Raw genomic sequence first — 14395 nt, 5'->3', positions numbered from 1 at the left:
AGTGTTAAAAAGGGCCCCTTGTACGACAAAAAGCGAGAAGAAGGGGCCCTTCCTTCGCGGTGGGCGATCGACGTACGTCCGCTGCGCGTGCCGCCGTACCGGCGGATGTGGCTGGGCAACGCGGTGTCGATGTTCGGGTTCCAATTTACGGCTATTGCCGTACCTGTGGAGATGTACGCCATCACCGGCGGCTCGTTCTGGGTAGGGCTGCTCGGCCTGGCCGGTCTGATACCGCTGCTGGTGTTCGGCCTCTGGGGTGGTGCGGTCGCCGACGTCGTCGACCGGCGTCGCCTGCTGCTGGCCAGCTCGACCCTGATGTGGCTTTCCACGCTCGGGCTGCTGGCCCAGGCGCTGGTCCGGGTGGAGAGTCCGGTGCTCCTGCTCGGCCTGGTCGCCGCCCAGTCCACCGCCTTCGCGGTCAGCTCGCCGGCTCGCGGTGCGATCATCCCGCGTCTGGTGCCGGCCACGCTGGTGCCGGCCGCGAACACCCTCAACTACACCACCCACCAGGCGTGTGCGGTATTCGGCCCGCTCACCGCCGGCCTGATCTTTGCGGCCTGGTCGTACGACGTGGCGTTGCCGATCGCGTACGGGATCGACGCACTGCTCTTCTCCGTCTCCATGTGGGCCACGATCCGGCTGCCGGCCATACCGCCGGAGCCGGAGCCGGAGCCTGAGAAGGAGCTGAAGCAGGAGGGCGACGCGTCGGCCAGCAGTGGGGCCGGAAAACCGACCGGACGGCGGCCCTCCGTCGGCCTGCGCGGCATCCTGGACGGGTTCCGCTATCTGGCCACCACTCCGGTGCTGCTGCTGTCGTTCGCCATCGACGTCATCGCGATGGTGCTGGCGATGCCCCGGACCCTGTTCCCTGAGGTGGCGCAGGAACGGTTCGGCGGCGGTACGGCGGTGGGCTGGCTGTACAGCGCCATCGCCATCGGTTCGGTGCTGGGTGGGTTGACCTCGGGCTGGATCGGTCGGGTACGCCGCCAGGGAGTGGCCCTGGTGGTTGCGGTGGTCGGCTGGGGCTTGGCGGTCTCACTCGCCGGACTGGCCCAGCAACTCTGGCTGGTGGTCGGGCTGCTCGCCTTGGCCGGCGCGGCGGACCTGGTCAGCGCGGTCTTCCGGCAGTCGATGTTGCTGGTCTACGTACCGGACCGGATGCGGGGGCGGCTCCAGGGCATCAACACCGTGGTGGTGGCCGGCGGGCCGCGGCTGGGTGACCTGCGGGCCGGGGCGAGCGCCGCCGCCTTCGGTGTGGGCATCGCCTGGGTGGGCGGCGGGGTGGCGGCGGCGATACTCGCCGTGCTGCTGGCGCTGGTCTTCCCCGCACTGCTGCGCTATCGGGTGGCCGCAACGGAACGGTGACCGGTCGGGCCAGCGCGGCGCGGGGTCGACCGGGAAACGTTATGGTCCAACCCATGGACAACATCGACGCGGGCTCCCGACCCCCGTCTGGTGCACAGTGGACGATCGCGGCGGACGGGCACGAGGCGGTCGTGGTGGAGGTCGGCGGCGGACTGCGCGCCTACCGGGCCGGCGGCGTCGACTATCTCGACGGCTATGCCGAGGACGAGCTGTGCGTCGGTGCTGCCGGGCAGGTGCTCGCCCCGTGGCCGAACCGGATCCGTGACGGGCAGTACAGCTTCGCCGGCCACTCGTTGCAGGTGCCACTGACCGAGCCGGCTCGGCACACGGCAATCCACGGCCTGGTCAACTGGCTGCCCTGGCGGATCGTCGCGCACGAGGCCGACTCGGTGACCGTACAGGGAGATCTGCCGGCGCAGCCGGGTTATCCCTGGCCGCTGGCACTGCGTACGGTCTGGCAGGTCGGTACGGACGGCCTGCGGGCCACCCACGAGGTGACCAACCTGGGGGATGATCCAGCCCCGTTCGGTCTCGCGGTCCACCCCTACCTGCGGCTACCCGACGTGGCCGTCGACGATCTGTGGCTCCGGGTGCCGGGTCGCCGTCGGCTGCTGGTCGACGGGCGCGGGTTGCCGATCGGCGCGGCGGCGGTGGCCGGCGACGGGTACGACTTCACCACGCCCCGACGGATCGGTGGCCTGGTGCTCGACACGACCTTCGGCGATCTCGACCGGGAGTCCTCCGGCGGATCCAGTGTCACCCTGGCCAGCGCGGACGGTGTCGCTGAGGTGAGTGTCTGGGCCGATCCGGCGTTCGGTTGGTGGCAGATGTTCACCGCCGATTCGCTGGCTGGCGAGCGACACCGTCGGTCGGTGGCGGTCGAACCGATGACCTGCCCGCCGGACGCCTTCCGTTCCGGGCAGGACGTGATCACGTTGGTGCCGGGCGAACCCTGGCGGGCCAGTTGGGGCATCCGCCCCGGCGGCCGGCGCGACTGACAATGGGCGGTATGGAGTTCACGCAGGTCGTACGGCGCCGGCGGATGGTGCGCGACTACGACCCGGATCGGCCGGTTCCGCCCGAGGTGGTGGAGCGGCTGCTGGATCACGCGGTACGTGCCCCATCGGCCGGTTTCACCCAGGGCTGGGGTTTCCTGGTGCTGGAGGCGGCGGCGGACCGGGAACGGTTCTGGGCAGCGACCAGCCCGGAGCAGGATGCCGGCAGTCGGGGCCGTGGCCGGTGGTTGGCTGGCATGCGGCGGGCCCCGTTGATCGTGGTGCCACATGCCAACCGCTCCGCCTACCTGGACCGCTACGCGGAGCCGGACAAGGGCTGGGCGGACCGGGACGAGGGGCGCTGGCCGGTGCCCTACTGGTTTGTCGACGCCGGCTTCGCCTCGCTGTTGATGCTGCTCACGGCGGTTGACACGGGGCTGGGAGCCTGCTTTTTCGGGATTCCGCCACAGCAGGTCGCGCCGTATCGGGCGGCGTTCGGCGTACCGGACGAATTCGCTCCCGTCGGTGCCATCACCGTCGGTTATCCGGCCCCGGGCCATCGATCACCGTCCTTGAAGCGGGGACGTCGGCCGGTTGAACAGGTCGTGCATCGGGGGCGGTGGAGCTGAGACCCTAACCTGGACAGGGTTCAAGCGTGGATGGTCGCAGTAACGAAACTGACATCCGGCAACAAACCGTGTTGTCGTCGGCGGTCGCTAGGCTGGCACGGGTCGCACGGTGCGGCGTGTCGGAACGGGGTCGGGTGCCGACAGCGCCAGCGACCCGGTAGGTCAGCTCGGCCAGGGGAGGGGAGCGTGCCGTCGTGATCTTCAAAGCGGTTCGGGATGGGCGTCCCTACCCCGAGCACGGGCTCACACTCAAGCAGTGGGCCGAGATTCCGCCGCGCCCGCTGCGGCTCGACCAGTTGATCACCACGAAGCGGGAGTTGGCCCTCGACAAGCTCCTCGCCGAGGACAGCACCTTCTATGGCGACCTGTTCCCGCACGTCGTGCAGTGGAGCGGGGGCCTCTACCTGGAAGACGGGCTGCATCGCGCCCTGCGCGCCGCGCTCCAGCAGCGCAACCAGATCCACGCTCGGGTGCTGCTGCTGCCCGCGTCGTGACGAGCCGCCACCTGAAGGCTCGTTAAGGTGACGATCGTGAGTGTCGCCCCGCTTGATCTGCTCGACCTTGACACCTCCCTCACCAGCGAGGAACTACAGGTCCGTGTCGTCGTACGCCAGCTCGTGGCCGACCGGGTCCGCCCCGAGGTGGCCCGCTGGTACGAGGACGGTGCCGCGCCGGTCCGCGAGTTGGCCGGCGAGTTCGGTCGCCTCGGCCTACTCGGCATGCACCTGGCCGGGGTCCGCGTTCATCTGAACCGTACTGAACTGCCTGACCCGGGTCGCGAGGTGCGCTCCGATTCGCGGGTGTCGTACCGGGGCCGTACCGTTTCCATTAGACGGTTGTCTGATGAGGACGGTGAGGGGCGATGTCCCGTAACGGAGATGTCAACGAGCCCACCCGGGAATTCCCGGAATATGCAAAAGGCCAGGCTACGCCTGGTCTCGCCAGCAGTTCTATGGTCGAGGACGAGCGTCCCGACCTGACCGGTGACCCGTCGACGGCGACGGCTCAACCGGAGTTGGTCGACTCCCCGTCGGGCGGACGCGGGCGAGGGCTGTTCTGGCTCGCCGGGATCATCGGGCTGGCGATCGTCCTGGTGCTCGGGGTGCAGGCGACCGGCTTGTGGCCGAGCTGGCGTAACCCGTTCACCCAGGAGCAGACCGATCGCAGCCAGCCGCCGCTGCTCAAGTCGATCCAGGATCTCAGCCGCTACGTGGCCGCCGAAGGCACCTTCCAGGTCGTGATCGACCTCCAGAAGGACCGCAAGTACGTGCCGGACTTCCTGCTCGGCGAGCGAACCCTCTTCGTCGGCGCGGGCCGGGTGGAGTCGTACGTCGACTTCGGAAAGATCGCGGAAGGGGCGGTGGTCGAGTCGGCCGACCGCAAGACCGTGGAGATCAAGCTTCCGGCTCCGCAGCTCGGCGAGCCCAACCTCGACCTGGCCAACAGCTACGTCTTCGCCGAGGACCGGGGCCTGATCAACCGGATCGGTGACGTCTTCAGCGGCGATCCCAACCGGCAACGCGAGGTCTACCAGCTCGCCGAGCAGCGGATCGCCGCCGCCGCCCGGGACAGTGGGCTCGGCACCCGGGCCCAGGAGAACACCCGGAAGATGCTCGAAGGTTTGCTCCGGTCCCTGGGCTACGAAACGGTCACCATCACCTACCTGGTTCCCTGAGCTTCGGCCAGCGGTTGGTGGGTCCGGCGGAGCATCCGGCCGGACCCACCATGCAGGTCAGCTTGATGTCGACCGGGCCAGCGCCTCCAGGTCGAGGCGGTACACCGTTGTCTGGCCAGCCTGGTATGCGACCTTCACGAACGGCGAGCCGACCGGAACCTGCGGGGCCTTGGCGCCCGACTTCAGCTTTGTCTCGTCGACGATCACCCAACGAACCCGCAGCGCCAACACTGAGGCGTCGACCTTCGGATTGGATCCCAGCTCGCCGAAGTGTGAGATCAGGTAGTTGCGGTCGCGCATCCGGTACACGGTGCTGCTGTATGCGACCGCTACCGGCGTCCCGTACTGTGCGTAGCCCCAGGGGCTGCCGTCACTCCACTGGTTGAGGGCCCGTTCGCCTGGCTGGGATTGATCGGCCACCCAGCGTGCGGCTTCCATTTCGGTCGGTGTCACGAGCGAGGGAGTGGTGAGCGCCGCCGTGTATGTGCGGTTTGTCGGTACGGCGACGACAGCGGCCGCGACACCGGCGACCGCCAAAACCGCGATCATGATCCGCTGGCCGGTGCCCCTGACCCGGGCCACGAGTACCGAGGCCAACCCAGCCAGCAGCAGAGCGCCGACGAAGGCGAGGATGTCGGCCAGGCGGTACCAGTCGGTGAACCAGACCCCGGTGAGGGTTCGCCGAAGTTCGTCGTTCTCAGAGCCGGCGGCTACGACGTACAGCCCCGCCGTCAGCAGCCAAGCTCCGGCCAACCAGCGGGGTATGCGACCGATCACCGCCAGGACGAGGCCGAGGACGACACCGACGCAGAGGACCCAGTTCGTCGTCCTTCCGGGGTCGGACATGAGTAGTACCCGCAGCACACTTTCGGATAGACCCATGGTCCGCGCCCGGGTGGCTTCCAACGTGTCCGAGACCTTGGCCAGGGTGACCAGTAGCCACGGCAGGGCGACCAGACCCGCGGCCATTCCCAGGAGCACCACGGCACGTATCCGTCGCCACGAGATACGGCGCTCGCCCACGGGGCGCCGCCAGAGTTGCACCAGGGCATATGGGATGAGGACGACGAACATGGAAAAAACGGAAGCCGGCTGTACGAGCCAGAGACCGGCGATCGCCACTCCGGCGAGGATGGTGCGGGTGGGGGTCCAGCCGGTCCGTTGCGCGTGTACGACGGCGGCGAACGCCCCCGGCAGCATCGCCATACCCATGTTGTAGGACGGGATGCCTGCGTTACGCACCTGCCACCAGGACATGAGCACGATGACCACCGGTGCGACCACGAGCGCGATTCGGTCACGCCCGTACACCTCCCGTGTCGCTACCAGCGTGCCGATGGTGGCAACGAATGCCGCGCCAGCGATCTGGGTGGCGTTGATTCCACTCGCGACAGAGGAGAAATCGCCCACTAGTGCGGCTACGAGGTGGAAACCGTATGGGTAAACATCGACGGGCTCGGTTATGTACGGATCCAGTGGGCTTAACTCGAATGGACTGGCGAGCCCGCGACGCATGATCGTGCCGACGAGATAGCCATGCCAGATGCCGTCCCAGTACTGGGGGATCCCGGAGACCCACCGCTGGCTGGAGGCCCAGATCGAGATGGTGAAGGCTCCGGCTGCGCCGAGGCCGAGCAACTCACTCAACCGGGGCCGAGGCCAACTGGAGTCGGACCGGATCGCCGGGTCGCGTCGCTGCCGCAACAGCCGTACGACGAGCAACAGCACCATCGGTGTTACCAGTCCAAGGGCGACCGAAAGCGGCGAGAAGCGAATGTCCACCAGGTTCAGCATGAGGCCGAGCCAGGACAGCAGGGCGAAGGACACTGGTGGTGCGATGGCGAAGTCGATCGCGCGGATAGATCCGACGGCGGCCCATCGGATAAGTAGGTACGGGCCAAATAGCAGCGATGCTGCCAAGAGGACTGCGACAGGCGCTGGCAAGTCGACCCCAATCGCGAGATCGTGCGAATCTTCGGGCTACAGTGACGCCGAGAAATGCTAGCGAACGCTCGGGCCTTTTGTGCTGCCCCGTCCAGGGCGCAGGCTGCCGGGAGTCCGGCCGGCGTCAGCGAGCCTGGGACCTATGCCGGGAGAAATCGTGGGAAACCCTGCCTTGAGGCAAGTGTTCGACGTCCCGCAGACTACGAAAGAGGCCCCCGTCGAGGATCAGGCTGCCCAGGCCGAATCCTCCGAGGGCACCAGTGAGGCGGTCGCTGGGCGCGGCAAGGGCCGCAGGCTGGGTCGATGGGTCAATGCGGGCACGGTGGCGGTGGCCACCAGCATGCTGGCCGTCCCGGTGGCCTTTGTCGTGCCCAACCTGACCCGGCTGGATCCCTTCACCACCCGCGCTGCGGCTCTCTCCATCGCAGCCGCTCTGTTGCTGGCCGCTGCGTTGTTCATCGTCGCGATTCGCTGGTCGACCGAGCTGATTGCCGGGGTAGCCGCCGGTCTGGCGACCGCGTGGTCCGTGCTGATGCTGCGGGTCGGCCTGTATGGGACGCCATTCGGGTTCGGTGGACTTACCGGGGACGCCGGGCGGGTCACCGGTTCGGCGACTCGCTACACCACCACCATTGCAAGCTCGGACACCTTGGTGCCGTCGCTGCCGTCGGAGTATCCGCCGTTCTACACCTGGTTGATCGGGCGTGCTTCGGTGCTCCTCGACGTGCCCGCATGGAAGCTGGTCGCGGACTTCCAGGTGCTTTTCATCGCTGCTGCGGTACTTGTCCCATTCCTACTGTGGCGGCGGCTGGCGGGCAGTTGGGTCGCGCTGGCGATAACCGCCGTGGCCCTGCTTACCTGGCTGGACCCGCGTAAGGGATACGAAGTGCTGACCCTCGGCATTTTCGTGCCGTGGATGCTCGATGTCTTCGCGCGACCGATCCGTAGCCGGATGCACTGGCTGCTGGCGGGCCTGATCGGCGGTTTCATCGCCATCACCTACCAGGCGTGGGTCGTGTACGGCGTCTTCGGCCTCATCGTCCTCATGGTGATCGGCTGGCGTACCGAGCCGGACCGGTGGGCTTATGTACGCCGGTTGGGGCTCATCGCGGCCGTCGCCTTCGTGGTTTCCTCCTGGTACGTCGTCCCGTTCCTCTGGGGTGTGGCGACCATCGGCGGGGAACAGGTCCATGACCTCTACGTCTTCACATCGAGCAACACCGAGCTGTTCCCGTTCCTGTCGCTGACGCCGGTCGGTTTCCTGCAACTGGTCGGGTTGGTCGGGCTGGTGTGGTTCTGGCGTTCGACCTGGTGGGCGCGGCCGATCCTGGTGATGATCGTTGCGGTCTACGGCTACCGGCTGGTGGCGATGCTCCGGTTCGTCGCGACCGGACACGAGAGCTTCCTGCACTACACCTCTCGGCTGTACGGCATCCTCCTCACCGTCGCTGGGGTGCTGGTCCTTGTCCATGCCGTCCCGATCATGCTGCGCCGGCTGCGGCTCAACCCGCCACGGATGGCCGCTGCTGCCCTGATGGCGGTGCTCCTGGCCTGGTCGGGCACCAGCATCGCCCTCCAGTGGACGCCCAGCACGCTGGCTTCGATGCCTGTGACGGCCAAGCAGGCCGCCACGGCGCACACCGAGCCGCTGCCCGGCGGTGGATACCCGCAGTACGCCCCGGACGAGGGGCGGCGTCCGTGGTTCCCGATGACCGCGATCCAGCAGGCGGTGGAGCGCGAGCTGGGACCCGATCCGCAGCCGGTCACGTTGTCGGTCGATGAACGGCTCTTCGCGTATGTGCCGTGGCCGGGCTATGCCGGCAACGACCCGGTCGTCAACAGCACCCTGTCCCATGGCAAGGAGCGGCATGCCGAGGTCAAGCGGCTGGCCGGCATCACGGACCCGGCTGCGTTCGCCACCGCCTCGGCCAACACCAAGTTCGGCCCCGTCGACGTCTTCGTCCTCTACGAGCGCGAGGATGGTTGGGCGTGGCGGGGTAACCGGTTCAAGCCGGCACAGTTCTCCTCACAGCACTGGGCGGTCGTCGATGATCTGCCGGAGGGCATCGTGGTGGCGATCCGGCGGTAATCCCCCGGAAGCGCGACCGTTCCGGCGGTAACTCGCCGGAACGGTCGGCTGGGGGCTGGTTGGCCGGAACGGTCGGCTGGCTCAGTGCGCACTAGCCAGGTAGCGGTCCTCGTTCGGCATGATGATCCACAGCGCCAGGTAGATGATCACCTGACTGCCGGGGATCAGCAGGGAGAGCAGGAAGAGCAGGCGCACCATCCCGGTGGAGATGCCAAAGCGGCGGGCCAGGCCGGCGCAGACGCCTGCGATCATTCGTCCGGCCCGGGGGCGTACCAGTTTGCGGCTCATGATGTCCTCTCCCAACCCGCGGCGGTCCGCTGCGGCTGAATTCCACGGTAGGGACGGCGGGTCGCGGGGCCCTCCGACCGGAGGTGGATTTGCCGTCCCGTCACCCGTAGGTGCCTACCCCGAATGGCGAGCGACAATGTCAGTCAGGGCACCAGCGGGGTAGGCTCGCCGGTCGGCAGCCGCTCGGCGGGTCCGGCACCCCGGCCGGAGCCGTTACCCGCGATGGCCGGGAGGGGGCATCGATGATCAGTGCTTTCGACCTGTTCACCGTCGGGATCGGGCCCTCCAGCTCGCATACGGTGGGGCCGATGCGTGCGGCTCGTACCTTCGTAGCCGGGCTGAAGGCGGACGGACTGCTCACGGACACCGCACGGGTCCGGGCCGAACTCTTCGGCTCGCTCGGGGCTACCGGGCACGGCCACGGCAGTGATCGGGCGGTGCTGCTCGGACTCGCGGGCGAATTGCCGGAGACCGTCGACACCGACCGGGTGCCGGAGCTGGTCGCCGAAGTGCGCACGACCGGACGAATTGCCCTACTCGGTACGCACGCGATCGACTTCGACGCCGGCCGCGATCTGTTGTTGCACCGCCGCCGGTCGTTGCCCTTCCATCCCAACGGCATGACCTTCGCGGCGTACGACGCGCTCGGGGGCGAGATCCGGGCCCGCACCTACTACTCCGTCGGCGGCGGGTTCGTGGTGGACGAGGCGGCGGCCGGGGCGGACCGGATCAAGTCGGACGCCACCCGGGTTCGCTACCCGTTCTCTACCGGTGCCGAGCTGTTGACGGTCGCTACCGAGGCCAACCTGTCGATCAGTGACGTAATCCTCGCCAACGAGTGTTCCTGGCGCAGCGAGGCGGATGTCCGGGCGGGCCTGCTGGAGATCTGGCGGGTGATGCGGGAGTGCGTCGAGCGGGGTTGTACGCGGGACGGCGTACTCCCCGGCGGGTTGCGGGTCCGGCGGCGCGCGGCGGAACTGCGTCGCAGCCTGGAGGCGGACGGCGGGCGGCCGGACGCCGCTGCGGCCGGCGCTGGTCCCCAGTCCGGAACCGGTGTGGCCGGCGCTGGTCTCCAGTCCGGAACCGGTGCGGTCGATCCGCTTTGGGTGATGGACTGGGTGACTCTCTTCGCGCTCGCGGTGAACGAGGAGAACGCGGCGGGCGGCCGGGTGGTGACCGCGCCGACGAACGGGGCAGCCGGTATCATTCCGGCGGTTTTGCACTACTACACGCGGTTTGTTCCATCCGCTACCTCGGAGGGAGTGATCCGGTTCCTGCTCGCGGCGGCGGGCATCGGGGTGCTCTTCAAGGAGAATGCCTCGATTTCCGGGGCCGAGGTCGGGTGCCAGGGGGAGGTCGGCTCGGCCTGCTCGATGGCGGCAGCCGGGCTGGCAGAGGCGATGGGCGGCACACCGGCACAGGTGGAGAACGCGGCGGAGATCGGAATGGAACACAATCTCGGGCTGACCTGCGACCCAGTGGGCGGCCTGGTACAGATTCCGTGTATCGAGCGCAACGCTGTGGCCAGCATAAAGGCGATTACCGCAGCCCGACTGGCGCTACGCGGCGACGGAGTGCACGCGGTCTCGCTGGACAAGGTAATCAAAACGATGCGGGAGACCGGGGCCGACATGAAGGTCAAGTACAAGGAAACCGCGCGCGGCGGGCTCGCGGTGAACGTGATCGAGTGCTGAGCGTAGCCGGGTCATGCGCTTACTTTGGCGCTTCACAGACTGCTAACCTATGGCGCGTCAGCGGCCCGCGTCGGCGAGTCAGCCGCCGCGACGCGTGTGCCGTACGGGCCACGCTTCGTCGGGGCCGTTTGCGACAGAGGTCACCGGAGTGCTGGTGGTCTGACCCAATCCTGAGCTGGAGGCGGCTGTGACGTCTGGCGTCGGTGCGTTGTGGTCCTATCGCAATTCACTACGGTTGCTGGTCAGACGAGACCTGGCGGTCAAGTATCAGCAGTCGGTTCTTGGTTACTTTTGGTCATTGATCGAGCCGCTCGGTATGGGCGCGATCTACTTCTTCGTCTTCGGGATGCTCTATCAGAACGCCACCAACAGACATCTTGGTGACGCTGCGGAGTCGTATCCGCTCTTTCTGATTACCGGCATCTTTGCCTGGATGTGGACCAACTCGGCGATCAGCGAGGCCACCAACGCCCTTACCGGGCAGGCTCGACTGATCACCACCATGCGGATGCCCCGCGAGGTGTTCCCGATCGGTCGGGTCACCGGGCGATTCGCCGAGTACATCGCCGGGCTGCCGATTCTCGCCGTCCTGGCGATCGTCTACGCCGTCCTGGGCAAGATCGAGATCGGGGTTTCCCTGCTGGCGTTGCCGCTGGCAGTGCTGCTCCAGGCGGCTCTGCTGGTCGGCATCGCCCTGTTGCTCTCCTCGCTCAACGTGCTCATGCGTGACGTGGAGCGACTGATGCGCCTGGTCACCCGGGTACTCTTCTACGCCACCCCGATCATCTACCCGCTCAGCCTGGTTCGGGACTCCTCGATGCCGGACTGGGTCAAGGTGATCTACGAGATCAACCCACTGGTCGGCATCTTCCAGCTGCACCACGCGGTGTGGTACCCGAGCGAGTTCCCCGACGCCCGGCTCCTCGCCTTCGCGTTCGCCGGCAGCCTGCTGATGCTGGTCGGGGGCTGGTGGGTGTTCCGCCGGCTCGAACCCGCCGTTCTCAAGGAGCTGTAGTGGACACGCCAATCATCGAGGCCGAGAACCTCGGCATCCGGTTCGTCCGCAACCGCCGCCGGCAGTTGCGGCTGCGGGAGATGTTCATCCACCGGGGCGGACGCCAGCCCCAGGCCAACGAGTTCTGGCCGCTGCGCAACGTCAACTTCGAGGTCCGGCCGGGCGACGCCATGGGCATCATCGGCAAGAACGGCACCGGCAAGAGCACCCTGCTGCGGCTGATTGCCGGCGTGCTGATCCCGGACGAGGGCGGGATCAAGGTACGTGGTGCCGTGGCGCCCCTGCTGGAGCTCTCCGCCGGCTTCTCCAACGACCTGACCGGCCGGGAGAACGTGCACCTGGTCGGCTCGCTGCACGGCCTCAGCGCCGCCTACCTCAAGCGGAACTTCGACGAGATCATCTCGTTCGCCGGTGAGCAGTGCGAGAAGGCCATCGACACCCCGGTCCGGCACTACTCGTCCGGCATGAAGGTCCGACTCGGCTTCTCGGTGATCTCCCACCTCCAGCACCCCATCCTGCTCATGGACGAGGTGATGGCGGTCGGCGACGCCGAGTTCCGCAAGAAGTGCTACGCCACCATCGAGCGGCTCCTTGCCGAGGGGCGCACGCTGGTGCTGGTCTCGCACAACGAGAGCGACCTGACCCGGTTCTGTACCCGGGGCCTCTACTTCAACGCCGGTCGGTTGGAGGTCGACGGAACTGTGCGCGAGGCCCTCGACGCGTACAACAACGTGGTCCGGACGTGACGCTGGCCGTACTGTTCATCGCTGCCCCCGCCTCGGCACCGATCACCCTCGCCAGCGGGGAAGCACTGGCTGACCGGCTTGGCGGCCAGCTGCGCCGGGCCGGGGCCCGGGACGTGGTGATCACCAGCGACCTGGCCGAGGTCGCCGACCTGGCCGAGGCCGGCACCGAGACACTGCTGCTGTGCGGTGCCGACCTGATCGCACACACCGCCGTACTGCGGCATCTGCTGACCAGTCCGATCGGCCCGACCGGCGCGCTGGTCCTCACCGACCCGGCCGGGCCGGGACAGGCGGTCCTGACCGAGGACCGTGGCCTGGTGGTGTCGGCCGGCCCGGCCATCGGTTACGACGGTGCTGCCACCGGTGTCTTCGGTGGCGCGCTGCGGGTCGGTCCGGAGGACCTGCCGGCGCTGGCCGGGGCCGCCCGGGTAGCGGCGGAGTCAGCCCCGGCCGATGGCGCGGAGACTCCGCTGGACCGGCTCTTCGCCGCCTTCACCCGGGCCGACACCCGGATCTTCGCTCACCGGGTACGGCTGCTCGTCGCGCACAGGGCCGCCGACCAGTCATCCGCCCTTGCCGCCGAGGCGGCGGTCGCCGCGGTGGACGAGGACCGGGCGGAACTGCGGCTGTCGGTCAAGGAGAAGGACGACTTCTTCACCACGTATGCGGTCAGCAGCTGGTCGCCGTACGTGACCCGGCTGGCCGCCCGGATCGGCCTCGGCCCGACCGGGGTGACCGCGATCTCGGTGCTCTTCGCCATCGCGGCGGCGATCCTGTTCGGCTACGGCGGCCGGGTCGCCCTGGTCGTCGGCGGCATCCTGCTCTACCTCGGCTTCGTCCTCGACTGCGTCGACGGCCAAGTGGCCCGCTACACCCGCAACTTCAGCGCCTGGGGTGGCTGGCTGGACACCATGGCCGACCGGGCCAAGGAATACCTGGTCTACGCCGGCCTCGCCGTCGGCGTCGAGCGGTCCGGACTGGCCGACGGCTGGGGCTGGCCACTGGCGATCGCGGCGATCTCCCTCCAGACCGTCCGGCACATGACCGACACCTGGTACGGCGCCCTGCACGACGAGGCGGCCCGCCGGCCGAAGCCGACTGCCGCAGCTGGTGCCGCCGGTGGCATCGGCGCCCGGCTCAGTCAGGCCTCCACCCGGGTGCAGGCCGACTCGGGCTCGCTGTCGTACTGGCTCAAGCGCACCGTGGTCTTCCCGATCGGCGAGCGCTGGGCCCTGATCGCGCTGGCCGTGGCGCTGTTCAACCCGCTGGTCGCCCTGATCGCGGTGCTGACCTGGGGGACGCTGGCATTCGCGTACACCGGTGGCCTGCGCACCCTGCGCGCCTGGTCGATGCGGGTGTCGGTGCTGGACCGGGTGGACACCCGGCTCTACCGCGACGACGGGCCGCTGGCCGGCTGGATCGGCGCGGCCGGTCGGCGGCTGCGGGTGCCGGCCCCGCTGCCCTTCGCGCTGCTCGCCGCAGCGGCGAGCGCGGCGCTGGTGGTGGCCGGGTTGGTCGGCGCCGGTGGGGGACAGCTGCGCTGGTGGCTGGTGGGCGGCGCGGTGATCGCGCTCCTGGCGGGGCTGCCCGCCGCGGCACCGCACGCCGGGCCGCTGGACTGGCTGGTGCCGGCGGCGTTGCGGGCCACGGAGTACCTGTTCGTCATCGCCGTCGGGGTGGTCTCCGACGTGACCCCGCCGGTGATCTTCGCGATGTCGTTCGTGCTGGCGCTGCACCACTACGACCTGACCGCCCGGTTGGAGAAGCGGGAACGGCCGCCACTGCTGCGCGCGTTCGGGCTGGGCTGGGACGGGCGAATCGCCTTCCTGACCGGCGCGACCGTGCTGGGGGCGGGGAGCCTGGCCGAGATCGGCATGATCGAACTCGCCGCGTACCTGGCGCTGGTCTTCATCGTGAACGCTTTGGGCGGTTGGCTCCCGGTTGGTCGCCGACAG

Annotated in this window: 11 protein-coding genes and 2 pseudogenes; 11 read left to right on the top strand and 2 right to left on the bottom strand. The window is 68.4% G+C overall.

Annotated elements, in window-relative coordinates; genetic code table 11:
• Positions 1–18: 18 nt before the first annotated feature.
• The 6 genes and pseudogenes from ACWDV4_RS07120 (at position 19) to ACWDV4_RS07095 (ending at position 4664) form a co-directional block, all read left to right on the top strand.
• On the top strand, positions 19–1365 hold the full coding sequence (locus ACWDV4_RS07120; protein ID WP_449975556.1) for an MFS transporter: 1347 nt from the start codon (positions 19–21) through the stop codon (positions 1363–1365).
• Positions 1366–1418: 53 nt separating this feature from the next.
• Positions 1419–2363 carry an aldose 1-epimerase family protein gene (locus ACWDV4_RS07115; RefSeq protein WP_449975555.1) on the top strand — a complete coding sequence of 315 codons (945 nt, stop codon included), beginning with the start codon at positions 1419–1421 and terminating at the stop codon, positions 2361–2363.
• Between the two features lie 11 nt (positions 2364–2374).
• A complete protein-coding gene (locus ACWDV4_RS07110) occupies positions 2375–2989 on the top strand; it encodes a nitroreductase family protein (protein ID WP_449975554.1) in 615 nt (204 codons plus the stop codon).
• 194 nt (positions 2990–3183) lie between these two features.
• Positions 3184–3483, top strand: coding sequence for a type II toxin-antitoxin system VapB family antitoxin (locus tag ACWDV4_RS07105; RefSeq protein ID WP_449975553.1), 300 nt, complete (start codon positions 3184–3186; stop codon positions 3481–3483).
• Positions 3484–3519: 36 nt separating this feature from the next.
• Positions 3520–3723 (top strand): annotated as a pseudogene (locus ACWDV4_RS07100) (acyl-CoA dehydrogenase family protein); the annotation flags it as partial.
• A 218-nt stretch (positions 3724–3941) separates the two neighbouring features.
• Entirely contained in the window at positions 3942–4664 is a 723-nt protein-coding gene (locus ACWDV4_RS07095; RefSeq protein WP_449975552.1) for a DUF4230 domain-containing protein, read from the top strand.
• Between the two features lie 57 nt (positions 4665–4721).
• Here ACWDV4_RS07095 and ACWDV4_RS07090 read toward each other — a convergent pair whose 3' ends face one another.
• Positions 4722–6584 (bottom strand): DUF6541 family protein, encoded by a 1863-nt coding sequence (locus ACWDV4_RS07090; RefSeq protein WP_449975550.1) that lies wholly within the window; start codon positions 6582–6584, stop codon positions 4722–4724.
• Positions 6585–6789: 205 nt separating this feature from the next.
• On the opposite strand from ACWDV4_RS07090, the gene ACWDV4_RS07085 reads away from it, so the two are divergent.
• Positions 6790–8697, top strand: coding sequence for an arabinofuranosyltransferase (locus tag ACWDV4_RS07085; protein ID WP_449975892.1), 1908 nt, complete (start codon positions 6790–6792; stop codon positions 8695–8697).
• An 81-nt stretch (positions 8698–8778) separates the two neighbouring features.
• Here ACWDV4_RS07085 and ACWDV4_RS07080 read toward each other — a convergent pair whose 3' ends face one another.
• Positions 8779–8985: a PspC domain-containing protein gene (locus ACWDV4_RS07080; protein WP_449975549.1), complete on the bottom strand. Its 207-nt coding sequence runs from the start codon at positions 8983–8985 to the stop codon at positions 8779–8781.
• Positions 8986–9227: 242 nt separating this feature from the next.
• Here ACWDV4_RS07080 and ACWDV4_RS07075 point away from each other — a divergent pair, with 242 nt between their 5' ends.
• The 4 genes and pseudogenes from ACWDV4_RS07075 to ACWDV4_RS07060 form a co-directional block, all read left to right on the top strand.
• Positions 9228–10679, top strand: coding sequence for an L-serine ammonia-lyase (locus tag ACWDV4_RS07075; protein ID WP_449975547.1), 1452 nt, complete (start codon positions 9228–9230; stop codon positions 10677–10679).
• A gap of 187 nt (positions 10680–10866) precedes the next feature.
• Positions 10867–11694 carry an ABC transporter permease gene (locus tag ACWDV4_RS07070; protein ID WP_449975546.1) on the top strand — a complete coding sequence of 276 codons (828 nt, stop codon included), beginning with the start codon at positions 10867–10869 and terminating at the stop codon, positions 11692–11694.
• Complete coding sequence (locus tag ACWDV4_RS07065; RefSeq protein ID WP_449975545.1) at positions 11694–12440, top strand: ABC transporter ATP-binding protein; 747 nt, start codon at positions 11694–11696, stop codon at positions 12438–12440. Before ACWDV4_RS07070 ends, ACWDV4_RS07065 begins: the two co-directional genes overlap by 1 nt.
• Positions 12437–14377: pseudogene (locus ACWDV4_RS07060) on the top strand (DUF5941 domain-containing protein); the annotation flags it as partial. The gene ACWDV4_RS07065 and the pseudogene ACWDV4_RS07060, both read left to right, overlap by 4 nt.
• Positions 14378–14395: the final 18 nt, after the last annotated feature.

It is taken from the genome of Micromonospora sp. NPDC003197 (assembly GCF_053590565.1).
Note: the sequence above shows the minus strand (reverse complement) of the source record. Positions and strands in the feature narration are given on the sequence as shown.

Coding starts and splice junctions, on each gene's coding strand:
- ACWDV4_RS07115 (WP_449975555.1), top strand. CDS start 1,419: ATGGACAACATCGACGCGGGCTCCCGACCCCCGTCTGGTGCACAGTGG.
- ACWDV4_RS07110 (WP_449975554.1), top strand. CDS start 2,375: ATGGAGTTCACGCAGGTCGTACGGCGCCGGCGGATGGTGCGCGACTAC.
- ACWDV4_RS07095 (WP_449975552.1), top strand. CDS start 3,942: ATGGTCGAGGACGAGCGTCCCGACCTGACCGGTGACCCGTCGACGGCG.
- ACWDV4_RS07080 (WP_449975549.1), bottom strand. CDS start 8,985: ATGAGCCGCAAACTGGTACGCCCCCGGGCCGGACGAATGATCGCAGGC.
- ACWDV4_RS07075 (WP_449975547.1), top strand. CDS start 9,228: ATGATCAGTGCTTTCGACCTGTTCACCGTCGGGATCGGGCCCTCCAGC.